22 protein-coding genes, 1 tRNA gene and 2 pseudogenes are annotated in these 23,150 nt (G+C 67.5%); 15 read left to right on the top strand and 10 right to left on the bottom strand.

From position 1 onward, the window contains the following. Positions 1-137: 137 nt before the first annotated feature. The gene (locus tag QRO03_RS04330) at positions 138-1,481 is read right to left on the bottom strand and encodes a dicarboxylate/amino acid:cation symporter (RefSeq protein ID WP_285136286.1); all 1,344 of its coding nucleotides are present in this window, start codon (positions 1,479-1,481) and stop codon (positions 138-140) included. A gap of 150 nt (positions 1,482-1,631) precedes the next feature. Between QRO03_RS04330 and QRO03_RS04325 the strand changes: the two genes are divergently transcribed. The 5 genes and pseudogenes from QRO03_RS04325 to QRO03_RS04310 all read left to right on the top strand — a co-directional run bounded on the left by QRO03_RS04325 (position 1,632) and on the right by QRO03_RS04310 (position 5,640). Beyond that, positions 1,632-2,336, top strand: a complete 705-nt coding sequence (locus tag QRO03_RS04325; protein ID WP_285136285.1) for a FadR/GntR family transcriptional regulator — start codon at positions 1,632-1,634, stop codon at positions 2,334-2,336. Positions 2,337-2,421: 85 nt separating this feature from the next. Beyond that, on the top strand, positions 2,422-4,131 hold the full coding sequence (locus QRO03_RS04320) for an AMP-binding protein (protein WP_285136284.1): 1,710 nt from the start codon (positions 2,422-2,424) through the stop codon (positions 4,129-4,131). Beyond that, positions 4,128-4,535, top strand: a complete 408-nt coding sequence (gene arr / locus QRO03_RS04315; protein ID WP_285136283.1) for an NAD(+)--rifampin ADP-ribosyltransferase — start codon at positions 4,128-4,130, stop codon at positions 4,533-4,535. The genes QRO03_RS04320 and arr overlap by 4 nt, the downstream gene beginning before the upstream one ends. A 58-nt stretch (positions 4,536-4,593) precedes the next feature. Continuing rightward, positions 4,594-4,779, top strand: a pseudogene (locus QRO03_RS16360) (DUF2510 domain-containing protein); the annotation flags it as partial. Between the two features lie 27 nt (positions 4,780-4,806). Beyond that, complete coding sequence (locus tag QRO03_RS04310) at positions 4,807-5,640, top strand: DUF4190 domain-containing protein (RefSeq protein ID WP_285136282.1); 834 nt, start codon at positions 4,807-4,809, stop codon at positions 5,638-5,640. Positions 5,641-5,706: 66 nt separating this feature from the next. Here the strand turns inward: QRO03_RS04310 and QRO03_RS04305 are convergent, their stop codons facing one another. The 3 genes from QRO03_RS04305 to QRO03_RS04295 are packed head-to-tail and all read right to left on the bottom strand — an operon-like array spanning position 5,707 to position 6,995. Next, positions 5,707-5,844, bottom strand: coding sequence for a hypothetical protein (locus QRO03_RS04305; protein ID WP_243223856.1), 138 nt, complete (start codon positions 5,842-5,844; stop codon positions 5,707-5,709). After that, positions 5,841-6,482, bottom strand: coding sequence for a dihydrofolate reductase family protein (locus QRO03_RS04300; RefSeq protein ID WP_285136281.1), 642 nt, complete (start codon positions 6,480-6,482; stop codon positions 5,841-5,843). The genes QRO03_RS04305 and QRO03_RS04300 overlap by 4 nt, the downstream gene beginning before the upstream one ends. 24 nt (positions 6,483-6,506) lie before the next feature. Further along, complete coding sequence (locus tag QRO03_RS04295; RefSeq protein WP_285136279.1) at positions 6,507-6,995, bottom strand: YajQ family cyclic di-GMP-binding protein; 489 nt, start codon at positions 6,993-6,995, stop codon at positions 6,507-6,509. 88 nt (positions 6,996-7,083) lie between these two features. On the opposite strand from QRO03_RS04295, the gene QRO03_RS04290 reads away from it, so the two are divergent. Beyond that, positions 7,084-7,584 carry an FBP domain-containing protein gene (locus QRO03_RS04290; protein WP_285136278.1) on the top strand — a complete coding sequence of 167 codons (501 nt, stop codon included), beginning with the start codon at positions 7,084-7,086 and terminating at the stop codon, positions 7,582-7,584. A 206-nt stretch (positions 7,585-7,790) separates the two neighbouring features. Continuing rightward, positions 7,791-7,872: transfer RNA gene (locus QRO03_RS04285), tRNA-Tyr, on the top strand. Positions 7,873-8,098: 226 nt separating this feature from the next. Here QRO03_RS04285 and QRO03_RS04280 read toward each other — a convergent pair. From QRO03_RS04280 to QRO03_RS04265, 4 genes are all read right to left on the bottom strand, one after another. After that, positions 8,099-8,500, bottom strand: coding sequence for an NUDIX hydrolase (locus QRO03_RS04280; RefSeq protein ID WP_285136277.1), 402 nt, complete (start codon positions 8,498-8,500; stop codon positions 8,099-8,101). A 185-nt stretch (positions 8,501-8,685) separates the two neighbouring features. Further along, complete coding sequence (locus QRO03_RS04275) at positions 8,686-9,879, bottom strand: MFS transporter (protein ID WP_285136276.1); 1,194 nt, start codon at positions 9,877-9,879, stop codon at positions 8,686-8,688. Then, positions 9,876-10,775 carry a dihydrodipicolinate synthase family protein gene (locus QRO03_RS04270; protein ID WP_285136445.1) on the bottom strand — a complete coding sequence of 300 codons (900 nt, stop codon included), beginning with the start codon at positions 10,773-10,775 and terminating at the stop codon, positions 9,876-9,878. The genes QRO03_RS04275 and QRO03_RS04270 overlap by 4 nt, the downstream gene beginning before the upstream one ends. Before the next feature lie 28 nt (positions 10,776-10,803). Continuing rightward, the gene (locus QRO03_RS04265; protein WP_285136275.1) at positions 10,804-11,409 is read right to left on the bottom strand and encodes a helix-turn-helix domain-containing protein; all 606 of its coding nucleotides are present in this window, start codon (positions 11,407-11,409) and stop codon (positions 10,804-10,806) included. Between the two features lie 38 nt (positions 11,410-11,447). Between QRO03_RS04265 and QRO03_RS04260 the strand changes: the two genes are divergently transcribed. The 3 genes and pseudogenes from QRO03_RS04260 to QRO03_RS04250 form a co-directional block, all read left to right on the top strand. Further along, positions 11,448-12,656, top strand: coding sequence for a trans-sulfuration enzyme family protein (locus tag QRO03_RS04260; RefSeq protein ID WP_285136274.1), 1,209 nt, complete (start codon positions 11,448-11,450; stop codon positions 12,654-12,656). A 55-nt stretch (positions 12,657-12,711) separates the two neighbouring features. Then, positions 12,712-13,641, top strand: coding sequence for a 2-dehydropantoate 2-reductase (locus QRO03_RS04255; protein WP_285136273.1), 930 nt, complete (start codon positions 12,712-12,714; stop codon positions 13,639-13,641). Continuing rightward, positions 13,638-13,859: pseudogene (locus QRO03_RS04250) on the top strand (pyridoxal-phosphate dependent enzyme); the annotation flags it as partial. The gene QRO03_RS04255 and the pseudogene QRO03_RS04250, both read left to right, overlap by 4 nt. Positions 13,860-13,958: 99 nt before the next feature. Here the strand turns inward: QRO03_RS04250 and QRO03_RS04245 are convergent. Together QRO03_RS04245 and QRO03_RS04240 are read right to left on the bottom strand one after the other, a co-directional pair. Then, a complete protein-coding gene (locus QRO03_RS04245; RefSeq protein ID WP_285136272.1) occupies positions 13,959-15,071 on the bottom strand; it encodes a substrate-binding domain-containing protein in 1,113 nt (370 codons plus the stop codon). Beyond that, positions 15,071-17,020 (bottom strand): heparinase II/III domain-containing protein, encoded by a 1,950-nt coding sequence (locus QRO03_RS04240; RefSeq protein ID WP_285136271.1) that lies wholly within the window; start codon positions 17,018-17,020, stop codon positions 15,071-15,073. The genes QRO03_RS04245 and QRO03_RS04240 overlap by 1 nt, the downstream gene beginning before the upstream one ends. A gap of 119 nt (positions 17,021-17,139) precedes the next feature. Between QRO03_RS04240 and QRO03_RS04235 the strand changes: the two genes are divergently transcribed. The 5 genes from QRO03_RS04235 (at position 17,140) to QRO03_RS04215 (ending at position 23,129) form a co-directional block, all read left to right on the top strand. Beyond that, entirely contained in the window at positions 17,140-19,131 is a 1,992-nt protein-coding gene (locus QRO03_RS04235) for a DUF2264 domain-containing protein (RefSeq protein ID WP_285136270.1), read from the top strand. Between the two features lie 51 nt (positions 19,132-19,182). Further along, positions 19,183-20,484, top strand: coding sequence for an ABC transporter substrate-binding protein (locus QRO03_RS04230; protein ID WP_285136269.1), 1,302 nt, complete (start codon positions 19,183-19,185; stop codon positions 20,482-20,484). Between the two features lie 70 nt (positions 20,485-20,554). After that, complete coding sequence (locus QRO03_RS04225; RefSeq protein WP_285136268.1) at positions 20,555-21,499, top strand: carbohydrate ABC transporter permease; 945 nt, start codon at positions 20,555-20,557, stop codon at positions 21,497-21,499. Beyond that, the gene (locus tag QRO03_RS04220) at positions 21,499-22,452 is read left to right on the top strand and encodes a carbohydrate ABC transporter permease (RefSeq protein WP_285136267.1); all 954 of its coding nucleotides are present in this window, start codon (positions 21,499-21,501) and stop codon (positions 22,450-22,452) included. The genes QRO03_RS04225 and QRO03_RS04220 overlap by 1 nt, the downstream gene beginning before the upstream one ends. Positions 22,453-22,454: 2 nt before the next feature. Then, complete coding sequence (locus QRO03_RS04215; RefSeq protein WP_285136266.1) at positions 22,455-23,129, top strand: ferredoxin-NADPH reductase; 675 nt, start codon at positions 22,455-22,457, stop codon at positions 23,127-23,129. The last annotated feature ends 21 nt before the right edge of the window (positions 23,130-23,150 follow it).

Raw genomic sequence — 23,150 nt, 5'->3', positions numbered from 1 at the left:
CTCGATGTCATCCCCGCGGGGGATGCGATCGGGCGATCGCCGCCGCCGCGGCATCCGTGATCCTCGGCGGGGTGGCCCTGCCCCGCTTCGCGACCGCGGAGGGCCCACGAAGCGACCCTCCGCGCGGGGCCGACGGGTCAGTCGGCGCGGTCGGCGGCGGCGAACTTCTCCGAGAGCTCCGCGTCGTCCGCGGTGGTCGCGGTGACGCTCTTGCGCCCGGCGTACACGTCGCGGTCGATCTCGTCGGTGCCGTTGGCGACGAGCATCGCGATCATCGTGTCGCCGTTGACGTTGAGGAAGGTGCGGAAGATGCCGGTGAACCAGTCGACGGCGATCAGGAGTCCGACCGCCTCGAGCGGCAGTCCGAGCGAGGTGGCGAGGAAGGTCGCGGCGACGGCGAAGCCGCCCGGGACGGTGATGGTGCCCATGTTGAGCATGATCGCCAGCGCCATGCCGAGGATGATCTGCCCGGGGGTCAGCTCCACCCGTCCGGCCTGAGCGAGGAAGAGGATGACGATCGTGTAGTTCAGCACCGCGCCGTACGAGCCCATGGTCAAGCCCACCGACAGGGTGAAGTTCGCCACGCGCTGGCTGATGCCGACCTTCTCGACCGCGTTCTTCAACACCGTGGGGAAGGTCACTGCCGAGCTCGTCGTCGTGACGGCGATGACCGTCTGCTCGGCGAGCTTGCCGGGGAGGGCCGCCGGGTTGAGGCGGGTGCGCAACGCGACGACGACGACGAAGAGCGCCGTGACGATGAGCACTCCGGCGAGGGTCGATCCCAGGTAGGCCAGGGCCGTGGTGACCACCGCGAAGCCGACATCGCCGGCGAGGGCGGCCAAGAGGCAGAACACCCCGATCGGTGCGATGCGCATGACCAGGCGGATCATCCCGAGGATGACCTGCTGCAGCTGGTCGAGCAGGGTCACGACGAGTCTGTTGCCGGTCGTGCGGACGTAGCCGTTGAGGGCGAGTCCGAACAACAGCGAGAAGACGATGATCGGCAGCATGCTCGCGGTCGACATCGCGTTGAAGATGTTCGTCGACACGAAGCCGAGCACGGTCTCCTGCCAGCCCGCGGGCTCGGCGGCCTCCTGCAGGGCGGGGTCGACCGCGCCGGAGTAGTCGATACCGGTCCCGGGCTGGACGAGCGTCGCGAGAGCCCAGCCGACGATCGCGGCGACGACCGAGAAACCGACCATCCACGCGAACGTGCGTCCGGCGAGACGTCCCATCCCCGACCCGGTCATGGAGCCGGTCGCCACGATCACCGAGGCCATCACGAGCGGAACGATCGCCATCTGGATGAGACGGATGAACAGGTCGCCGACGAACTTGAGATTCGCGGCCCACTCGCCGGTGGCGAGGCCGAAGACGATCCCCAGCACCGCCGCGAGGGCGATCAGGCTCGCCGGATGACGGAGGACCCGCCAGGTCGTCGCGAGACCGCGACCGCCGTTCGTGCTGTCGTCGTCCGTCATCGCCGCTCCTCCGCAGATTGCCCTTGGTCGGTCCAATTGTGGGAGGTGAGGGTTTCGATCAGCCTTTCGCGGTGTTTCGTGGGCGTTACGGTCCGACCAATCGGTCGTCGTCGTCGCGAAGCTGCTGGAAAGATGAGGGCGGGAGGATCGATGAGCGATCACACGGCGCTGGCGCCGCTGGAGCGGCACGGCGGCTCGGTGCACGAAGAGATCGTCGCGCGGCTGCGCGCCCTGATCTTGGCGGGGGTCCTGAAACCCGGCGACAGGCTCGCCACCGAGCGCGAACTGGCCGAGCAGCTGGTCGTCTCGCGATCGGCGGTGCGCGAGGCGTTGCTGCGCCTGCAGTCGGCGGGGCTCATCGAGAGGCGCCAGGGCAGCGGCACCCGGGTGAGCGCGCGCGTGCCGATCACGGCCGTCCTCGCCTCGTGGAGCGACGACGAACAGACCTCCATCGCCGCGGCATCCGAGTTCCGAACCGTCGTCGAGCCGCAGATCGCCCGTCTCGCCGCGGGCCGTATCGACGATGCCGAGCTCGATGCGCTCGCCGCGGTCGTCGCGGAATCGAGCACCGTACTCGACGGCGAGCGGTCGGTGCAGCTCGACATCGCCTTCCACGCCGGCGTCGCCGCGGCCACGCGCAATCCGCTCCTCGCCTCCCTCAGTGAGCTGACGGTGTCGTGGACCCTCGAGGCGCGGCTCTTCTCGCACGTCGCCGCCGGTGGCCGCCGTCTCTCGCACGAGGGGCACGCCCGCATCCTCCGTGCTCTGCGAGCGGCGAATCCGGATGCCGCGGAGGCGGCCATGCGCGTGCACCTCGACGAGATCGCCGACCTGGCGCAGCACCTCCGCGACTGAGCGTCGGTGACGCGACCCGACTCGAGGGCCGTTCGGGACGCACGTCGGAACGGAGGGCTAGCGTGGACGCGAGCGAAGGAGCACCATGACCCCCACCGACGCGTCCGCCACCGAGCGATACCGGACCGCGCGCGACGAACTGCTGGCGGCGCGCACCGACCCCGAGCGGGCGGCGGCATTCACCTGGCCACGGTTCGAGGGACTGTTCAACTGGGCGATCGACTGGTTCGACCCGATGGCGCGCGGCAACGAGGCACCCGCGCTGATCGTCGTCGACGATGACGGCACCCACCACCGGCGCACGTTCGACGACCTCGCACGCCGATCCGATCAGGTCGCGGCGTGGTTGGCATCCCGAGGTGTCCGTCGCGGCGAGACCGTGCTGCTCATGCTCGACAACCAGGTGGAGCTCTGGGAGGCGATGCTCGCGATCATGAAGCTCGGCGGAGTGATCGCACCGACCACGACCGCCCTGGGCACGACCGACCTCGGCGACCGCATCCAGCGTGCCGAGATCCGGCACGTCATCGTCGGGGCGGCGGAGGCCGACAAGTTCGACGACCTTCCCGAGGGCCTCGGACGCATCGTGGTAGGAGGTGCGCACGCCGGTTGGGCGTCGTACGACGACGCTTTCGACACGGATGCCGAGCCGGCACGGCATCCGGGAACCACCGCCGACGATCGCCTGCTGCTCTACTTCACCTCCGGAACCACGTCGAAGCCGAAACTCGTCGAGCACACGCACGCGTCGTACCCGGTCGGCCACCTCAGCACGATGTACTGGCTCGGGCTGCAGCCCGGCGACGTACACCTCGCCATCAGCTCGCCCGGGTGGGCGAAGCACGCGTGGAGCCTGTTCTTCGCGCCCTGGATCGCGGGGGCGACGGTGCTCGCGCTGAACTACTCGCGGTTCTCGGCGGAGCGGCTGCTGGCGGAGCTCGAGGCGGACCGGGTGACGACCTTCTGCGCGCCGCCGACCGTGTGGCGCATGCTGATCCAGTCCGACCTCACCGGCCGGCGCGGGGCGCTTCGCGAAGTCGTCTCGGCGGGCGAGCCCCTCAACCCCGAGGTGATCGCGTCGGTGCAGCGCACGTGGGGGCTCGAGATCCGCGACGGGTACGGACAGACCGAGATGACCGCGATCGTGGCGAACACCCCGGGGGTCCCGGTCGTGCCGGGCTCGATGGGGCGGCCCCTGCCAGGGTGCCCGGTCGTGCTGATCGATCCGGTGACGGGCGTTCCGACCGACGAGGGCGAGATCTGCCTCGACCTCACCGAACGACCCCTGAACCTCATGACCGGTTACGTCGGCGACGTCGCGCGCAACGCCGAGGCGTTCGCCGACGGGCTGTTCCACACCGGCGACGTGGCGCGGCGCGACGAGACCGGCAGCATCACCTACATCGGTCGCACCGACGACGTGTTCAAGGCCTCGGACTACAAGATCAGTCCCTTCGAACTCGAGAGCGTCCTCATCGAGCACCCCGCCGTCGTCGAGGCGGCGGTTGTCCCCGCCCCCGACGAGCTGCGGCTCGCGGTTCCGAAGGCGTACATCGCGCTGGCCGGCGGGCGGGAAGCAGGCGAGGAGGTCGCGCTCGACATCCTGCGCTTCGCGCGGGAGAGGCTCGCACCGTTCCAGCGGGTGCGACGGGTGGAGTTCTTCGAGCTCCCCAAGACGATTTCGGGCAAGATCCGCCGCGTCGAACTGCGCCAGCGCGAAGAAGCCGTCGCGCGCGGCGAGATCACGTGCGTGGAATGGACGGATGCCGCGCTGCGCGGCGAGGGCCGAGCATGAGCGACGTCCTCGATCCGGGACCGTTCTTCCACGGGACGCGCGCCGAGCTCGGCGTGGGCGATCTGCTCACGCCCGGATTCCGCTCGAACTACCGGCCCGAGATCGTGATGAACCACATCTACTTCACCGCCCTCCTGGACGGCGCGGGCCTCGCGGCGGAGATCATCACCGGCGACGGCCCGCCGCGCGTCTACGAGGTCGAGCCGACGGGCCCGTTCGAGAACGACCCGAACGTCACCGACAAGAAGTTCCCCGGCAACCCCACACGGTCGTTCCGCTCGCTCGCGCCGCTGCGGATCGTCGCGGAGCGCGACGACTGGACCGCGCTCACCCCCGAGGCGCTCGCCGCGTGGCGCGAGCGTCTCACCACGATGCGCGACGAGAACGCCGAGATCATCAACTGACCACGGCCCTCGCAAGAGGTGGCGACGCCACTTAATCCTCACATCCGAGCCATCGCGAATGTCTGACGTCGCGTGCTTGTGGTGGGCGCGGCCCGTCGAGGTGTGTTCGGATATTCTGCAGTCAGGGCGCGGAGTCGCGCCGCTCGGACACCATGGGGGAATTATGTCGAGTACGCCGCCGGCCGGCTGGTATGCAGCTCCGCACGCGAATGGGGAACAACGCTACTGGGATGGGACGCAGTGGCAGGAACCGTCACAGGGTCACGCGACGATGGAGGCGACGACTGCGCAGGGCAGCCAGTCGAAGGGGCTGGCCCTTGCAGCCCTCGTAGTAGGCATCGTTGCGTTTCTCACCGGTCTCATACCTTGGCTCGGACTCCTGGCGGCGGTGGCCGCGATTGGCCTCGGTGTGCTTGCACTCGTCAAACGACAGAGCAAGCCCCTCTCTGTTACCGGCACCGCTCTCGGCGGTGTAGCTCTGTTGACTGGTCTTGTCGTCACAGTTGCATTCACCTCGGTCCTGACTTCGCCGAATCGACAAGCCCCTGTTGCCGAAGAGCGCGCCGAGGTCAGTGCCACTCCGACTCCGCAGGAGGCAGAACCGACCCCTACCCCGACCCCGCCGGCCGTCGAGCCCTCTCCTGCGCAGGAGGAGTCCTCGGCACCTGCGGCGCCGGCCGCGGACGGTTCCGTCGAGCGACCGCTCCCGCAGCCCTATGTCGCCAAGGGACTGCTAGGTGGTGAAAAGTATTCGCTGACCGCTCAGATAGTAAACGCGAATGCGGGTGAAGCGGTCCGGGAGTGGAATCAGTTCAACGACGAGGCGCCGGCGGGATACAAGTATGTCGTCATCGAGCTGACGATGACGGGCATCGATGTCGACGGCGTCGAGCCCTCCCTCGCCGAGTACGACATGTCCCTCGCAACGGGCGAGGGAAATAGATACGACAGCGAGTACGTCTTTCTGGGAGATGACATGCCACGAATGAGCGACGGCCCGACCCTGTACCCGGGAAATTCCTTCACAGGCTTCCTTGCTTACATTGTTCCTGAGAGTGCTCAATCCTTCCTGCTCCACGATAACGGGCGGTACGTTTCCTTCTGACGGTTCCGGTCCGAACCCTAGTCTCCAAATGACTCGCCGCGTCGGGGGGCCTTCGAACGGGTCGCGTCAGACCGGTTCGGTGGTGCGGATGAGGCCGCAGTTCACGCACGACCAGGCGACGAGGAAGCGTTCGTCGTCGAGGATCTCGAAGCGCAGGGGATCTCCGCAGGTCGGGCAGGTGAGCGGATCGAGCGGGGTGCTCATCGCGCGAACGTGACGTGCACGACCCCGCTCTCCGCCACCTCGGAGGTGACGGTGAAACGGGTGTCGAGTCCGCGCAGGTCATCCCACAAGCGGCCCCCGCGACCGAGGATGACGGGTCGGACCGCGACGTGGAGCCGATCCACGAGGTCGGCGGCGAGAGCCGCACGTACGGTGGACACGCCGCCGCCCACCCGGACGTCGGCGCCGCCCGCGAGATCGCGCGCCCTGGTCACGGCATCCGTGATGCTCTTCGACGAGAATTCGAAGCGCGTGCCGTTGGCGAAGGAGATGGGCTCGCGTTCGCGGTGGGTCAGCACGATGACGGGCACCTGGAACGGCGGCTCGTCGCCCCACCATCCGCGCCAGTCGGGGTCGTCGGGGAAGGAATGGAGGCCGAACATCGCCGCCCCCATGACCTCCGCGCCGACGCCCTCGAAATACGCGGCGGCGTAGCGATCGTCGACGCCGGTGGTGCCGGCGCCGGAGGTGTCGCCGAAGACGCGCTCGCGGAAGGTCTTCGTCGCCATATAGTCCGCGACGAGTCGGCCCCAGTCTTCGCCCATGGGGTTCTCGGGCGAGGGATCGGCGGGCATCGCCACCCCGTCGAGCGAGATGTTCAGATCGACGCGGACGACCATGGTGCGCTCCTCAGACGGTGGTGCTCACCGGTAGTTCGTGAACTGCAGGTCGACGTCGAGGTCCGCCGCCTTGAGCAGGCGCTGCACCTCTTGCAGATCGTCGCGCGACTTCGACTGCACGCGCAGCTCGTCGCCCTGGATCTGCGACTTCACGCCCTTGGGGCCCTCGTCGCGGATGAGCTTGTTGACCTTCTTCGCGTCCTCCTGCGAGATCCCCTCTTTCAGCGTGGAGGTGATGCGGTACTCCTTGCCGCTCTGCGTCGGCTCGCCGCTCTCGAGGCTCTTCAGCGAGATGCCGCGCTTGATCAGCTTGGTCTGGAACACGTCGAGCACGGCGTTGGCGCGCTCCTCGGAGTTCGCCTTGATCACGATCGACTCGCCGCTCCACGCGATCGAGGCGTCGGTGCCCTTGAAGTCGTAGCGCTGCTCGACCTCTTTGTGGGCCTGGTTGAGCGCGTTGTCGGCTTCCTGCCGGTCGATCTTGGACACGATGTCGAACGAAGAATCAGCCATGCAGCGATTCTATTCGCGTGCCCTCCGTGCGCAGCCCCTCGAAATCGCACGGCCCCGGCCGTTGCGCGCGCTCGTAGACTCGGATGCCATGCGAGCACTCACGGAGGACGAGGTCAGGTCGGCATTCGTCAATGCCACCCCCGACGAGCTGCGGATCATCTCTCTGCCGCCCGACTTCCTGCTGGCCGATTGGGACCACCTCGACTTCCTCGCCTGGCGAGACCCGCGCACCCGTGGCCGCGGCTACATCGTGACAGAGCACCAGGGCGTGCCGACGGGCATCGTGCTGCGCGCCGCCGAAGGGCAGTCCCGCGCCCGGTCGGCGATGTGCAACCTGTGCCACACGATGCAGCCGGGCGACCAGGTGTCACTGTTCACCGCCCGCCGCGCAGGGGACGCCGGCGAGCACGGTGACACCATCGGCACCTACATCTGTGCCGACATGTCGTGCCACGAGACCGTGCGCCTCGCCGCTCCTCTCGCGCCGAGCGAGATCCGTGCGAGCGTGGACCGCAAGATCGACGGCACGAAGCGTCGCACCAAGGAGTTCGTCGGCCGAGTGATGGATGCCGCGGAGGTCTCCCGCTGAGCCCATCGTCGCCGTGGTCCCGCACGCGGGGGATCACCGCCGGGGTCCCTCGCTGACGGGTCGCGACCCGGTTCCGCACCGGCGGGATCGCCGCGGAGACCTCCCGCTCAACGGATCGCCACCGTGGTTCGACGCATCCCCGCGGGGATAGTAGAGTGGTTTCTCGCGCCTCTGGTCGACTGTCGAAGCCGGGCGGGTGCGCACCTGGCGAGTTACCCAAGCGGCCAAAGGGATCTGACTGTAAATCAGACTGCATTGCATTCGGGGGTTCGAATCCCTCACTCGCCACGATGGGGTCATCCCCGTATCTCACGGAAAACATCCCCGTATCTCATTCCTCCAGGTCAGGGCCGCAATAGGTCCTGGCCTGAGGTGTTTGACCGGCGTGTCGTTCGATCTGCGACGGCGGATGTATCGTTCCCTTCGCGGTTTTTCCGTAGTGAGGGGCATCAGCGCCGTCACTGCGGGGTTCGACTTCGAACCAGCCGTCGCGGCCCGGCCTAGGCAGGTTCCGTCATCTCAGACCGCCGAAGTAGGTGGTCAGGACGTCGTTGTCGTCGTAGCCGAGCGTCATCGTGTTGATTGCGGTGCGTGAGAACAACGCGATGGCCTGCCCCTCTGTGAGTTGCACCGCGGCCGGGTCAACATCCAAGCGCAGCGCGAAGGTGGTCTCATGGCCGTACGAGTGAAGACGGCTCTCGACGAGGGTGAGCTCATCCGGTGCCACGATGAGACCCATCTCCTCCTCGAGCTCGCGCACCGCGCAGGCGAGCGCGTCTTCACCCTTCTCACGCATGCCCCCAGGCAGGCACCAGGTGTTCGGGTAGGGGATTTCCGCCTTGTCGTCACGCAGTTGCAGCAGCACCCGGCCGTCGCTGTGCTGCACGATCACCTGGACTCCCATCGGTTCGGTCACAGCCTCATCGTAGGTGGGGCAACTTAGCCCCTTCGGAACGCAACCAGGAGGCGATTGAGACCGGCGCAGTACAGACCGGCCGCTGATCCTTTGAATGAAGCGTTGATGCGTCGGCGCCTATCCCGACTGCCGGGGCGGCTGACCAATTCGACCGCGCATCGACGGGACGCACCGCGACGCGTGGGTCATCTCTTGTGTGCACGTCGGTCGATAACGGAAAGGCTCGCCGCGATGAGAGTGATGGCGGCGGCAAGGATGGTGGGGAGATGCGTTGCCGTGCTGATGAGCGCGCCGGCCGTCGCGGTCCCGGCTGAGCCGGCGGTGATCTTGACAGCCCCCACCCAGACGAAGATCTGACCGCGCGCTGCTGGCGGGGAGTATTCCGTGCGCGCGGCGAGCGTTGAGGCGAAAAGGTAGGAGTTCGCCACGCCGGCGAGTGTGTAAGCCGCGACACCCAGGGGGAGATTCGGTGCCGCTACGACCGCGAAGAGCGTAACGCTTACCGCGAGGGTGCAACGCGTCATCAGGGCATCGGCGGTGCCGCGCAGCGGTCGCACCATGACTCCGGCCGACCCGATCAGGCTGCCGATTCCATAGGTCGCAGTCAGCAGGGCCCCGGCCTCGGACGGCGCCCCCAGATACTGGGTCGACGTCACAGCCACGACTGGCAGCACCGCGACGGACGCAGCGACGAAGGTCGTGAGATAGAGGGTGCGTCGCAGCGGACCAGAGGTTGCCATGATCCGGAGAGTGCGCAGAGGCCGCGGGACATCCGAGGATGCGGAAGCCGGTGGGGCATACGGAAGAAGTCGCACGAGGACCGCGGCGGCGACGGTGCCGCCCGCGAGAACGAGCGCAGCGGCCGTCGGTGTCGCCCAGACGGAGATGACGGCAACGATGGTGGGGCCGATAGTGCCGCCGAGACCGTAGGAGGCGACATCCCAGCCTTGGGCGCGGCGCTGGTGCTGCCGGAGAGGGCCAGCGATAGCTGGGAGCCGACTGCTGATGCCACCAGTGAGGAACGGACCGAAAAGACCTGAGATGAACAGGAGTAGTGCGGTGAACCCGGGCCACACCACCGGGTACAGCAGCACCGCCGAGGCGAGCGTGGCGCCGTGGATGAGGCACGCAAGGGCGATGACAACTCGCCCGTCGCGGGCGGTATCAAGTCTGCGGGCAATGAAAGGACCAAGCAGATGCGGGGCCGTGATACTGGCCCCCAGCAAACCGGCGAGCCACCCGGGAGCGCTGCTGGTGGTGACGATGAGGATGATGGCTACGACCGCCCCGCCGTCGGCAGCGCGCGCCAGAGTGGCCGCGGCGACATACCGGGTCAAACCCCAGGCCGGTTGGGGGTGCGGGCCGTGGGCGCTCGTCATTCTCCCAGAGTGATTTTCAGATCCTCGATGATCCGTGCGACCTCAGCACGGGTGCGGGGGTCGAGTCCCCGAACTGGGCGCGGGAGGCTGTCAGGGGCGACAAGTCCGAGATGCTCGGCGATGGCTGCGCTCACCCGGTAGCTGCCGTGTCGGGCGAACATGTCCCACAAGGGGGCTAGCCGCCTCGACTCGGCCGTCGCCGTCTCCTGGTCGCCGGCAAGCGCGGCGCGAGTAATCGTCTGGGCAAGCACGGGGAGCGTACCGCCGAGGACGGAGTACCAGGCATCGCATCCGGCGTTCAAGCCGCGAGCGGCGGCACTGTCACCCGAGATCCCGACCGTGACGGTCTCGGGGATGTGATCGCGAATCGTCTGGACGCGGGCCGCGGCCTCGGTCGCGTCGCTGGGCATACTCGGGATCTTGATTGACGCGACGTGCGGCAAGGCCGCAATCCGAGCGTACAGCTCGTCGGTGAAGGTGACGCGTGTGGTGCCCGGGTTGTCGTAGAGCACGAGTGGTACCGAGAGGTCGGCTGCGACATCTTCGAACAATCCGAATACCTCGTCATCGCCGAGGGCTTGGTAGGTCACCGGCGCCAGAAGTACCGCGCTCGCACCTGCCTGTTGCGCATCCTCAGCGTGGCGCAACATTTGTGAGGTCCGGAGCGCGCCGATTCCCACCAGCACGGGAATTTTGCCCGCGTGCTGAACGGCGGAAGCCGCGACCCGTCGTCGCTCGTCACGGTCCAGATACATGTAGGAACCGGTCGAGCCAAGTGCGGTGATGGAGTCGACTTGCGCGGAGACGAGGCGCTCAAGGAGCTGTTCGTAGGCGGCTTCGTCGAACGCATCGTTGCGGAGAGGGGTGTGGGGGAACGCACTCAGCCCTGTAAACATCCCCGCTTGGGTTTTACGGGACTCCTCGTTAGGCATGAGCGTTACTCTCTCCTGTGTTCGCGCCGAGTTGCGGTTGATACACCGTGAGGGAGAAGTGGCAGGGCTCGGCCGATCCGTTCGCGTAGGCGTGGCCCACATCTCCCGGAAAGGTGATGGAGTCGTCGGGGCCGAGTGAGTAACGGTCTTCGGCGACTTCGAGGGTGATTGTTCCGGCAACCACATGAAGCACCTCGCGACAACCGCGCGGGTGTGCTTTGCTCTCGTGTCGCTCACCCGGGTTCAGTCGCCAGTCCCACAGGTTCACCACGTCAGGGGGCTGGGTACCGATCAGCAACACGGCCCGTCCGCCGTGAGGACCGGTCCACAGCTCCGTGCCCTCGCCGGAGCGGTGGATTTTCACAAGCCGGGCAGTGGGTGGCTCCACGAGAGCCGCCAGGGGGATCCCGAGCGCTTCGCTCAATGCGAGCAGTGTGCCGAGGCTGGGGTTCACCTCGCCCTGCTCCACGTTCACCAGCTGTCGTCGGCTGATCTCTGCCGTCTCAGACAGGCGGTTCAACGTCCACTCCCGCGACTGACGCTCGCGGCGGATTCGCGATCCAATGGCCGCCGCCAGCGTGGTCGTATGCGCATCCATAGATGCATCATAATGCCCATATGGTGCACAATGCCCCTATGAGCACAACGCCCGACAAGCGTGATCCTGCAAGCGTGGGAGACGCGACCTGGGCCGTCCACGGTGGCAACTCCGTGGATGCTAGTACCGGCGCCGTTCGTACTCCCCTCGTGCTTGCGAACTCATATCGACTCCCGGACGATCCCTCGCAGATGAACTGGTCTGACACGGCCGGTCTCGTGTACACACGAAACGGCGGGGCCAACCAGGCAGCCCTCGAAACGAAGCTCGCCGCCCTGGATCGCGCAGAGGCCGCGGCCACATTCGGCAGCGGTGTCGCGGCGCTGCACGGAGTGTTTTTTACGCTGCTGAAGGCTGGCGACCACGTCATCGTGTCGGATGTCGTATACGAAGCGGTGTGGAGGCTTTTCGCGCAACTCTTTCCCGAGCGCTATGGCATCCACGCAACCTTCGTTAACGTCCGCGACCTCGACGCGGTCCGCGCTGCAGTGCGACCAGAAACGAAGCTTCTCCACGTTGAAACCATCGCCAATCCCACAACAAAAGTGGCTGACATCCGGGCTTTGGCTGCGATTGCGCACGACACTGGAGCGCTGCTCAGCGTCGACAGCACCTTCACCCCGCCACCCCTGTACCGCCCGCTCGAGGACGGCGCCGACATCGTCGTGCACTCGCTGACCAAATACATCAACGGCCATGGTGATGCGATGGGCGGCGCGGTCCTGGGATCGCGGGAAGTCGTAGATCGCATCCGGCACGACGCCGTGGTCGACGTCGGTGGAGTCCTCTCACCTTTTAATGCATGGATGATCATGCGGGGATCCGTCACCCTGCCCCTACGGCTTCGACAGCACCTCGCCACCGCCCAGCGCATTGGAGAGTTCCTCGACGCCGATCCTCGGGTCGCATTCGTTGCGTACCCGGGTCTTACGTCCCACCCCGACCACATCTTGGCACGCGGCCAGTTCGGCGGTCGTGGGTTCGGGGGCATCCTGGCCTTCGCCATCGGTGGAGACGCAGCCATCCAGAATCGGTTCGTCAAAAACCTCAACATCATCACCTCGGCTGTCTCCCTCGGTCACGACGAGAGCCTGGTCGTACACGCGGCGCCGGGAACCCGAGGTGGCGATGACAGATACCCGCCCGAGTTCCAGCGCTACGGTCACCTGCGACTGTCGGTGGGCCTCGAAGACGCCGACGACCTCCTAGCGGACATCACCCAGGCTCTCGAGAAGACACGCGCGTAGGACAACACGCACCGACCGGGCTTTGGTTCACAGTCCGTGAGAGGAATAGCTACAGATGGCACGAATACTCATCGCCGGTGCGGGAGCGACCGGCGGGGCGCTCGGGGCAAGGCTCATCGTCGCCGGACAGGACGTGACCTTCCTTACTCGCGAGCGCCGCGCCAAACAACTCGCGTCCGACGGCCTGCGTTTCCGCGCCCCGGACTGCGATGGCGTGCACCGGGTGCGGGCAGTAACCAGGGTCCAGGACTCCGAGCAGTACGACGTTGTGATTGTGGCGGTGAAGGCACCAGCGCTGGATGACCTCATCCCCATGCTTACTCCCGCGCGGGGACCTCAAACACGCTTCGTTCCCCTTCTCAACGGCATGGAACACATGTCGAAGTTGGAGCGGGCGTTTCCCGGACAGGTGCTGGGCGGCATCCTCCGGATCGTGGCGACCTTGGACCCACACGCAATAGTGACGCAGATGACTGAACTGTGCAGCCTCAGCCTGGGAGGTCTTGCCGGCGACGCCGTGCCTGAGACTGTCCGTCGCGCGTTTGACGTCGACGGCATCGATCTCGAGATTGTGGACGACGTGGCCTCGCTGCTGTGGGAGAAATGGGCCTTCATCGCTGCCGCCGGCGTGATCACCTGCCTGTTCCGCGGCACCGTCGGAGACATACTCGCCGCTGGGGGAGAGGGCGAGATCCGTCAGGCAATCACCGAGTGTGAGCAGATCGCACTCTCCTCAGGTCACCCCGTTAGCGACCGTGCACACGCCCAGTCGCTCGCGCTTCTCACCGAGCCCGGGTCGATGTTCACTTCGTCGCTCTACCGTGACCTCCAGCACGGCGACCCTGCCGAGGCGGAGCACATCATTGGTGATCTTGCCGCACGTGCAGTGGCCACGAACACGTCGGCGCCGCTGTTGAACGCTGCGCTTCTGCAGCTGCGTACGCATCACCAGTCGCTGAAACGGACCTCGGGAGCCACAAGATGATCGAAGGTGTCGTCGACTCTCCCCTTAAAACCATCGGGGGCACTCCGACGGTGCGTCTCCAGCGCATCGTGCCTCCCGGGTCCGGGCAAGTTCTCGTAAAGGTGGAGGCTGGCAACCCCACAGGCGGGTACAAGGACCGGATGGCGCTAGCGATCATCAACGAAGCAGAGCGCCGGGGAGCTCTCCGGCCCGGGCAGCGCGTCGTGGAGTACTCCGGCGGCAGCACAGGGCCTTTTCGTACCCACCACGCGAAGGCCGGGCGCCGCGAGGGGCGCGGGGAGACGGGCGCGCCGGAGCGCCCCCCACCGGATGCAGCGTCAGCCCCGCAGCGGCGGGGCGGTGGAGCCCCGCACGTTCAGGCGTGGGCTGAGGATCACGCGATGGATGGGGCGCTCGGCGTCTTCCATACGACGCGCGATGAGGTCGATCGCGGCTTCGCCCACTGCCCGCCGCGGCGGGGCGACCGCCGTGAGGGCCGGTGTGAAGAGCTCGGCGATCTCGTCGTCGTAGGCGACGATCGACAGGTCGCCCGGCACCGAGATACCCCGGTTCAAGGCGAGGTCGACGAACGCCATCGCCTCGGGGTCGGAGTGCACCACCAGGGCGGTGACGCCGTTGCCGAGTGCGGCGTCCAAGGTCGCGTCGACGACGGCGGAGAACTCGGAACTCGTGCGAGGCGGAAGCATCGACTCGAAGTGATCGCTGGGGGTGAGCCCGAGCTCGATGCAGGCGGCCTGCCACCCCGCGGTGATCTTGCGCGAGGTGGGGGAGTCGCGCGAGATGATGAGCCCGACGCGGCGGTGCCCCAGCGCGGCGAGATGACGCGCCGCCAAGACGGCGCCGAGGGCGTGGTCCGTCGTGACGGACTCGACGGGTGCGCCGTCGGGCGAAGAGGTCGCCTCGCGCTCGACGAGCACGCTGGGCACGCCGGTGTCGATCAGCCATTGCACGACGTCGTGGGCATGTTCGGTGTCGGTGTTCGGTGCGACGATGAGGCCCCGCACTCCGTCGGTGTTGACCAGCCGCTCGAGCACGGGCCGTTCGTCCTGCAGCGTGTAAGAGGCGCCGCGGACCACGACGCCCAGGCCGTGCCGCGCGGCCGCGGCCTCGGCGCCGCGGACCACCCCCGGCCAGTAGTAGTTCAGCGACGGCACCAGCATCGCCACCGAGGCGGTCGGCAGCAGGGAGACGGGCGAGGCGGCATCCGATGGGGGAGTCGAGAGACCCGCTGCGGGGGCGACGGCCCCTCCGTGCACACGCTCCAGCAGCCCCTCTGACTCCATCTGGGCGAGATCGCGCCTCAGGGTGACGGGCGCGACGCCCAGCTCGTCGATGAGCTGCGATACGCGCACCGCCCCCTCGCGACGCAGGGTGGCGAGAACATGGGCGCGACGTTCAGCCGCGAGAGGGGCCGCAGCCTGGTTCGTCATCAGAGTTCCTCGATCGTTGCAGGGAGTGTTTCGAAGGTTACGACAACGTCGCGACGGTGCGAGATGTCGAGCTCGAGGCGATAAAGGCTCGTGCCCCAGACGTCGGTGAGCAGGGGATCCTCGAGGTCGCGCCGGGAGAGGGTGCTCCTGACCCCGACGGGCCAGCGGACGACGACGGACGCCGCGCCCTCGAGCGGGACGACGCGAGCGCGGGCACCGGAGTCGTCGACGTCAACGCTGCCCGCGAGCACGAGGTGCCAGCGATGAGCCGCCCCGACGTCGCTTCGCCAGTCGTCTGCGACACGCACGCGACCATCGACGAAGGACACGTGGCGTCTCCACGACGACGCGCTTCCGTCGGGGTACGCCCCCGCGAGATCGGCCGACCACTCGACCGTGGCCCCGTCGATGTCGACCGTCACATCACGGGCCCGGTACGCAGGGCCGGGGTTCTGCTGCCGACCGCCGATCACGGGGGTGTTGTGCCAGGCGCTCTGCATCGTCCAGATGTCGTATCGATCCGGTCCGAACGTCTGCCTCGTGTACGTCGGGCGTCCCACGTCGACGACGACCGGGACGCCGTCCGACGCGATCACGAAGCTTCCCACGTCGTTGTGGTTGTGGTGCTCGTCGTTGTGCCCGCCCTTGACGGCGACGGTCAGACCGGCTGTCGAGCCGCCGCGACCCCGCGCGAGGAGCACTTCGGTGGAGGGCAACCACACACGCCGCACCAGCGGCGCCGTGGTGGTCGCCGCCCGAGTCCAGTCCGTATCCGTCATGCCCCGCAGCAGCCTGCCCAGCCCGAAAGTCTCCGTAGCGGCCGGTACCCCCTCACGGCGATAGCTCGCCGCGTGCGCGAGCGCGTCCTCGTCGCCGACGGCGCGCGCACTGCGGTGCAGAGCGTGCCAGGGCTGGTCGCTCGGCGGCTTCGCCTGGCCGTCCGCGAGGTTCAGGTACCAGTCGCCGCCGAGGTGAGAGCGATGCGGGAAGGCGACGGTCGCCGACAGTGCCGGGATCCGCGCGGCGTCGAGGCAGCCGCCTGTGGCGTAGGAGACGAGCTCCAGCGCCTCCAGGGCCCGACACGCGCCGTTCCACCAGTACCCGTATCCCTCGTCGATGGCGCCGTCGGGAGGGAGGGCGCTCACGTACCGGTCGATGCCGTGGAGGGCGCTCGCCACGATCTCGATCCGCTCCTCCTGCTGCTCCGGGGAGTCGAGGAGGCGGAGTGCGGACACGATCACGTTGCCGTGGATCCAGGGGTTCCAGTTGTGGACGTCGCCGTCCAGACCGATCCAGTGCCAGTCCCGTCGGGCGCGGAACGGTTCGAAGACGCGAAGACGCACCTCTCGTCGGATCCGTGCGCGTACCCCGGGGAAGGTCGTCTCCAGGGCTGCGCCCACGACGTGGTCGACCCAGGCAAGCTGCGCCGCGACCTCGCCCGCCCCGAGGTCGAGGAACGGCCGTTCCGGGACGGCGAAGACCGAGCCCGCCGTGTGGGCGTCGTCATGTGCCGGCCAGCACCAGGACGTCTGCTCGCACAGCAGCCAGACTCCGTCCAACACCTGCTCGAAAAAGCGGCGTTCCTGTGTGACGGCAGCGGCGACGACCGCTCGACTGAGACGGCGCTGGCGATCGAAGACCACGGATTCCCACTGCTCCCGGTCCCCGTCGCCGTGCACGCGTGCGGCGGCGCTCGCGAGCGCGACCTGCCAGGGTTCGCCGGCATCGTCCGAGGCTCGCGCGAGGATCGCAGCCACAGTGGGCTGATCGACGGTTCCGTCCGCGCCCCACACGGTGCGGTCCTCTGCGTGTGCGACCGGCATGGCATCCTCGGGTCGTCGAAGAGTCCGTCGGAGGGTGTCCGAGAGGCTTTCGTCCGCGCGGACGGCGCCGCATGCGCGCCAGAACGCGAGGAGGTCGCCGGTGCGGGCGGGAGAGCTGAGCGTCATTGTTCGGTCCTTAAAGCGATCAGAAACAATCATAAAGAGTAAAAGACGACCTTGCAATGAACGAAACGCGTTGATACTCTCCTGAAACGGTCGCTCAAGGCGAAGTCGAAGGAGATTCCGTGTCCGGTGCATCGCAGCTCTCACCCAGAGGAACGACGACGTCGTCGACCGTTCCCGGCTGGACGCGCAGCGACTGGACGGGCTTCGCCGACCGTCTCCTCGAAGCCGCTCGGGAGCACGCATCCGACAACGGGGCCCGCATCACCTTCCCCGGCGCAGAGGGAGGGTACGGCCGAGCGGTGGACGGGCTCGAGGGCTTCGCCCGGACCTTTCTCTTGGCGGCGTTCCGCCTCGCGGGGGACGACGGCCAGGGCCTGGAGAACCTCGCGGACTTCTACCGCCGCGGTGTCACGCACGGCGTCGACCCCGCGGCCCCCGACCGGTGGGTGCGTATGGACGAACACCCGCAGGCCAAGGTGGAAGCGGCATCCCTCGCGCTCGGGCTCGACATGACGCGGCCGTGGATCTGGGACCGCCTGGACGAGCGGACCCGGCAGCGGCTCATCGACTACCTCGCTCCCGTGGTCGGCGACGACACCTATCCCCGGACGAACTGGCTGTGGTTCCGCGTCGTCGTCCAGACCTTCCTCCGGTCCGTCGGCGGGCCGTGGTCGCAGGACGACATCGACGCCGACCTCGCGCTTCACGACGAGCTGACCCGGGCGGACGGATGGATCTCCGACGGGTTCGAGCGCTCCTACGATCACTACGTCGGATGGGCGCTGCACGTCTACCCCGTCCTCTGGCCCCGTATGCACGGGGCTTCGGCGCTCGCGGCGGGGCGCATCGCCGACGTCGCAGCCCTCGATCGCTACCTCGACGACGCCGTGCGTCTGATCGGCGCCGACGGATCCCCCCTGATTCAGGGACGCAGTCTCGTCTACCGCTTCGCCGCCGCCGCACCGTTCTGGGCGGGGGCGATCGCGGGCGTCCGTTCCACGTCGCTAGGGTCTCTCCGCACCGCCGCCGAGAAGGTCGTCCGACACTTCGTCGACGCCGGGGCACCGGATGAGCGGAACATCCTCACGCTGGGGTGGCACGGTGAGTGGCGCGAGCTCGCGCAGTCCTACTCCGGACCCGGGTCGCCGTATTGGGCGGTGAAGGGACTCCTGGGAGTCCTGCTCCCCGCAGACCACCCGGTGTGGGCGGCCGATGCGCAGGAATTGCCCATCGAGCGTGGCGACTACCTTCGCGCGATCGCCTCGCCCGGATGGGTGGTCTCGGGAACCGCGTCGGATGGAATCGTCCGCATCGCCAACCACGGCACCGATCACGCCCTGGAGGGATCGCTCGTCGGCGATTCCCCGTTGTACGCCCGAATCGGCTATTCGACGGCGGCGGCACCTCTGGCGGACGAGAACGCGTGGCGGGAACCACTCGAGCAGAGCGTGAGCATCGTCGATGGACGGGGTCGTGCCACGCATCGCGCGGCGATGCGCCTCATCGACACGCGTGTGCAGCAGGATGCCGGCGGGAACGTCGCCATCGCCGCCTCGGTGTCCGCCGCGCACTGGATCGCCGCGGCCCCGGCCGCCCATCGTCACGGCTCCGGACTGACCGGCGGGGTGGAGGTCGCCGGCGTCGTGGAGGTGCACTCCGTTCTCCGCGGACCCTGGGAGATGCGGCTCGCCCGGGTCGTCTCCCTCGAACCGCATCTGGATGCCGAAGACCTGTCCGTGCGCGTGGGCGGCTGGGCGGTCTCCGCGACGCACACGGACTCCGCCGTGCACGACACCGGTGCGCACGCCCGCTCCGCCACCGTCCGCAGCTCTCTCCTCGCCCTCGATCCGCACGCGCACGTGCGTGTCGAGCAGCGCGTCGACGCGAGCCCCCTGGGCGCCCGCTCCTCCATCCCCGTCGCCGTGCACCCGCTGCACGTCGGACGGTGGGTGCACACCCTCATCGAGCTGACCGGCCACGACGGACGGTCCACGACATTGGCGGGTTCGGTGGAACACGACGGGACCCTCGTCACCATCGCCTGGCCGGACGGCTCGGTCACCACAAGTCGCCTCGCGCAGACCGGCATCACCACGGCCGCGAGTCGATAACCCCCGGGGTCCCCGAAGGCGGGTACCCGACTTACGAAGGAGTAATCAAGAATGAAGCGCAAGTACGCTGCCGCCGCCGGCGTCATCACCGTCGCAACGCTCTCGCTCGCCGCCTGCAGCGGCGGATCGACCGGCGATGCCGCCGAGCCCGGCGGCCCGGTCACCCTGACCCTGTCGGGGTGGGCGCTGGAGACCACCCCGGAGTTCCAGTTGCTCGCCGACGCCTTCGGGAAGAAGTACCCCGACGTGACGGTGGAGCTGAAGGGATACGACGCCGCCGACTACAACACCCTTCTCACGACCGACCTCGCCGCCGGGGCAGGACCGGACATCATCACGCAGAAAGAAGTGAAATACGTCCCCACCCTGGTCGAGGGGGGCCAGCTTCTCGACGTCTCCGACATCGAGTTGCCGGACGAGATCGGCGGCGCATCCTCGTACGAGGTGGACGGTACGCAGTACGCGGTACCGTACCGCCAGGACTCGTGGGTCTTGTTCTACAACAAGAACCTGTTCGCGCAGGCCGGGGTGGCCGAGCCCGACGGCAGCTGGACGTGGGCCGACTACGACAAGGCGGCTGCCGAGCTGACCAGCGGCATCGCCGCGGCGGGAGGTGCGGCCAAGGGCGCGTACCAGCACCGCTGGCAGTCGACGGTGCAGGGCTTCGCCAATGCGCAACAGGACGGCGACATCCTCAGCGGCTCGTACGGCTACATGGCCCCGTACTACGAGCGTGTGCTCGCGCTGCAGGATGCCGGCGACCAGGTCACCTTCAACACCAGCACCGCCAACCAGCTGACCTACCAGGGCGAGTTCGGCACTCAGAACGCAGCGATGCTGCCGATGGGCACGTGGTACGTCGCGACCTTGATCTCGCAGCAGGCCAAGGGAGAGGCGAACGACTTCGAATGGGGTATCGCTCCGATCCCGCAGTCCGACTCCTCCACCGCGGGCACCGACAACACCCCCGTCACCTTCGGTGACCCGACCGGCTTCGGCATCAACGCGCGCATCGACGAGAACAAGGTGCAGGCGGCCAAGGACTTCCTCGCCTTCGCCTCGAGCGAAGAGGCGGCCCAGCTGCTCGCCGGAATCGGCATCACCCCCGCGCTCCTGACCGACGGCGTCGTCGAGACCTACTTCGGCAACGAGGGTGCCCCGCAGGATGAGCTGTCGCGGTTCGCCTTCGCCGAGCACGACACGCACCCCGAGAACCCCACGTCGAACAAGGCTGCCGCCATTCAGAACATCCTCCTCGACATGCACTCGGCGATCCTCTCCGGTTCGACGTCCGTGGATGCCGCCATCTCCGACGCGCAGGACCGCGTCGCCAACGAGGTCGGCCTGGACTGACCTTCCTCCGGCCGGCTCACCGTCATCCCGGTGGGCCGGCCACCTCCCCCCTACCTGCCTGGAGGCACTCATGGCGAGCATCGCCGCCACCGACCGCGGAACTGCCCCGCAGCCGCCCGTCGCGCCCGAGCGTCGTCGACGGTCGCGGCTGAAGATGCGCAACACCCTCGTCGGGTGGAGCTTCATCCTTCCGAACTTCCTCGGCTTCGGCCTGCTGACGTTGGTCCCCATCGTCGTGCTGTTCTACATGTCGTTCACGAACTGGAACGTCTTCGGGACCGCCAATTGGGTCGGTCTCGCCAACTACCAGCGACTGATCGGCGACGGAAGCTTCCAGATCTCCGTCACCAACACGCTCTACTACTCCGTGCTGCACATCCCCCTGACGATCGTCGTGTCGCTGGGGCTGGCGCTGCTGCTGAACAACAAGCTCCGCGGGGTCGCCTTCTTCCGCACCGCCGCGTTCTTCCCCTACATCACCTCCATCGTCGCCATCGCCGTCGTCTGGAACCTGCTGTTCAGCCCCGAGTACGGCCCCATCAACGAGGGCCTGCGCTTCATCGGCATCCAGAATCCCCCGGGGTGGCTGACCTCGCCCGAATGGGCCATGCCCGCCGTGGTCGTCGTCAGCACCTGGCGCGACATGGGCTACTACATGATCCTTTTCCTCGCCGGGCTCCAGACGGTGCCCCGCGAGTTGCACGAAGCAGCACGGATGGACGGCGCCAACGTCTGGCAGCGATTCGTCAACGTCACGCTGCCGTGCCTGCGTCCCACGATGTTCTTCGTCACCGTGATGCTGACGATCAACTCGTTCAAGATCTTCGATCTCATCCTCGTGATGACAGAAGGCGGTCCCGGGCAATCGACGCTCGTGCTGTCGCAGTTCATCTTCCGTAAGGGGTTCGAGGAAAGCCAGTACGGCTACGCCTCCGCGGCGTCGGTCGCCCTGTTCTTCCTCTGCATCATCGTCACAATCGTGCAGTTCGTGTGGAACAGGAAGCGGAGCAACTGATGGTCGGCACGGTCACCCCCACGCAGGACCTCAAGACGGTCAGCATCGTCGCGCCGCCTCCTCCCCGCCGCGGCCTGTTCAAACTCGCCGGTGGCGGTCCGCGTCCCGCGGACGCCCCACCCCTGACGCCCGCACGACGGGCGGCCCGCATCGCCGGCTACGTCGCCCTGATCGTCTTCGCCGCGGCGCTGCTCATGCCGTTCTTCTGGATGGTCATGAGTTCGTTGAAGTCGGCCAACGAGGTCTTCTCCATCCCCTTGCGATGGATACCGGAGACCTTCATCTGGCAGAACTACGTCGACATCTGGTCGCAGTCGAACATCCTCACCTGGATCCGCAACACGCTCTTCCTCTCGGTCGTCGTCACCGCGCTGCAGGTACTGACCGGTTCCTTCGCCGCCTACGGGTTCGCGCGTATGCGGTTCCCCGGTCGGGACGCGCTCTTCCTGCTGTACATCGGCACGATCGCCGTGCCGTGGCAGTCGTACATGATCCCGCAGTTCATCCTGCTGACGAACTTCAACGTCACCAACACGCTGTGGGCCATCGTCCTGCTGCAGGCTTTCGGTGCCTTCGGGGTGTTCCTCATGAAGCAGTACTACGAGACGATCCCCGAGGAGCTGTCCGAGGCGGCACGTATCGACGGGCTCAGCGAGTACGCGATCTGGCGCAAGATCATGCTGCCGCTCTCGGTTCCCGCGCTGGCGAGCCTGACCCTGCTCACGTTCGTCAACACCTGGAACGACTACCTGGGGCCGCTGATCTACCTGCGCGACCCGGATCTGTGGACCATCCAGCTCGGTCTTCGCAGCTTCGTCAGCAACCTCTACGACACCAACTACGCGCTGCTGTTCGCCGGCCTCACCATCTCGGTGATCCCCATCGCCTTGATCTTCCTGCTCGGGCAGAAGTACTTCGTCGAGGGCATCGCCACGAGCGGACTCAAGGGCTGATCATGAAGAACCTCGTCACCCACGACACCTGGGCCGGCATCATCGGAATGCTGTACCTCGGCCTCATGGCCAACGTGCTGCTCGCCGTCGGATGCGCCCCGTTCCTCGTCCTGCTGATGACGACGGACCCCGCACTGTCCTGGCCGTTGCTCGCGCTGGCGGCTCCCCTGACCGCCCCGGTGCTTGCCGCGCTGTTCCGTGCCTTCCGGGAGCACTCGGGGGCGGGACACGGACCGATCCGCGCGTTCCTCACGGGCATGCGCGACACGTGGCACCGCGCGCTGGCTTTGGGCGCGATCGTCTCGGTCGTCCTCGTCCTCGTCGTCGTCGACGTCCGCTTCCTCTCCGACTCGACGGTCGCGGTGTTCACGGTGCCGTTGCTGGCCGTGGTCGCCATCCTCACCGTGAACACGGCGCTGATCTCGCTCGTCGCGGTCGCGGAGGTTCCCGCGGCCCGGCTCCGCGACGTCGTCAAGGCCGCGCTCTACCTGGGGCTCCAGCGCTGGTACCTCAGCGCCATCTCGCTGGTGGCGTTGATCGTGCAGGCCGGAGTGTTCGCCTCGGCGCCGGCCATCGGCGTCGGCATCACCGCGTCCGCGGCGTTCTATCTCGCGTGGACCAACGCCCGCTACACCCTTCGCCCGGTGCTGGACCAGGCCGCCGCTCCCGCCCGCTGATCCCCCCCCCGATATCGAGAA

It is taken from the genome of Microbacterium sp. lyk4-40-TSB-66, assembly GCF_030209475.1.
Classification (GTDB): domain Bacteria; phylum Actinomycetota; class Actinomycetes; order Actinomycetales; family Microbacteriaceae; genus Microbacterium.
The sequence above is the reverse complement of the archived record's forward strand: the minus strand, read 5'-3'. Positions and strand labels throughout refer to the sequence as shown.

What these genes read in the sequence shown, in the direction of transcription:
- QRO03_RS04330 (WP_285136286.1), bottom strand. Translation starts at nt 1,481, where the DNA reads ATGACGGACGACGACAGCACGAACGGCGGTCGCGGTCTCGCGACGACC.
- QRO03_RS04325 (WP_285136285.1), top strand. Translation starts at nt 1,632, where the DNA reads ATGAGCGATCACACGGCGCTGGCGCCGCTGGAGCGGCACGGCGGCTCG.
- QRO03_RS04320 (WP_285136284.1), top strand. Translation starts at nt 2,422, where the DNA reads ATGACCCCCACCGACGCGTCCGCCACCGAGCGATACCGGACCGCGCGC.
- arr (WP_285136283.1), top strand. Translation starts at nt 4,128, where the DNA reads ATGAGCGACGTCCTCGATCCGGGACCGTTCTTCCACGGGACGCGCGCC.
- QRO03_RS04310 (WP_285136282.1), top strand. Translation starts at nt 4,807, where the DNA reads ATGGAGGCGACGACTGCGCAGGGCAGCCAGTCGAAGGGGCTGGCCCTT.
- QRO03_RS04305 (WP_243223856.1), bottom strand. Translation starts at nt 5,844, where the DNA reads ATGAGCACCCCGCTCGATCCGCTCACCTGCCCGACCTGCGGAGATCCC.
- QRO03_RS04300 (WP_285136281.1), bottom strand. Translation starts at nt 6,482, where the DNA reads ATGGTCGTCCGCGTCGATCTGAACATCTCGCTCGACGGGGTGGCGATG.
- QRO03_RS04295 (WP_285136279.1), bottom strand. Translation starts at nt 6,995, where the DNA reads ATGGCTGATTCTTCGTTCGACATCGTGTCCAAGATCGACCGGCAGGAA.
- QRO03_RS04290 (WP_285136278.1), top strand. Translation starts at nt 7,084, where the DNA reads ATGCGAGCACTCACGGAGGACGAGGTCAGGTCGGCATTCGTCAATGCC.
- QRO03_RS04275 (WP_285136276.1), bottom strand. Translation starts at nt 9,879, where the DNA reads ATGACGAGCGCCCACGGCCCGCACCCCCAACCGGCCTGGGGTTTGACC.
- QRO03_RS04270 (WP_285136445.1), bottom strand. Translation starts at nt 10,775, where the DNA reads ATGTTTACAGGGCTGAGTGCGTTCCCCCACACCCCTCTCCGCAACGAT.
- QRO03_RS04265 (WP_285136275.1), bottom strand. Translation starts at nt 11,409, where the DNA reads ATGGATGCGCATACGACCACGCTGGCGGCGGCCATTGGATCGCGAATC.
- QRO03_RS04260 (WP_285136274.1), top strand. Translation starts at nt 11,448, where the DNA reads ATGAGCACAACGCCCGACAAGCGTGATCCTGCAAGCGTGGGAGACGCG.
- QRO03_RS04255 (WP_285136273.1), top strand. Translation starts at nt 12,712, where the DNA reads ATGGCACGAATACTCATCGCCGGTGCGGGAGCGACCGGCGGGGCGCTC.
- QRO03_RS04245 (WP_285136272.1), bottom strand. Translation starts at nt 15,071, where the DNA reads ATGACGAACCAGGCTGCGGCCCCTCTCGCGGCTGAACGTCGCGCCCAT.
- QRO03_RS04240 (WP_285136271.1), bottom strand. Translation starts at nt 17,020, where the DNA reads ATGACGCTCAGCTCTCCCGCCCGCACCGGCGACCTCCTCGCGTTCTGG.
- QRO03_RS04230 (WP_285136269.1), top strand. Translation starts at nt 19,183, where the DNA reads ATGAAGCGCAAGTACGCTGCCGCCGCCGGCGTCATCACCGTCGCAACG.
- QRO03_RS04225 (WP_285136268.1), top strand. Translation starts at nt 20,555, where the DNA reads ATGGCGAGCATCGCCGCCACCGACCGCGGAACTGCCCCGCAGCCGCCC.
- QRO03_RS04220 (WP_285136267.1), top strand. Translation starts at nt 21,499, where the DNA reads ATGGTCGGCACGGTCACCCCCACGCAGGACCTCAAGACGGTCAGCATC.
- QRO03_RS04215 (WP_285136266.1), top strand. Translation starts at nt 22,455, where the DNA reads ATGAAGAACCTCGTCACCCACGACACCTGGGCCGGCATCATCGGAATG.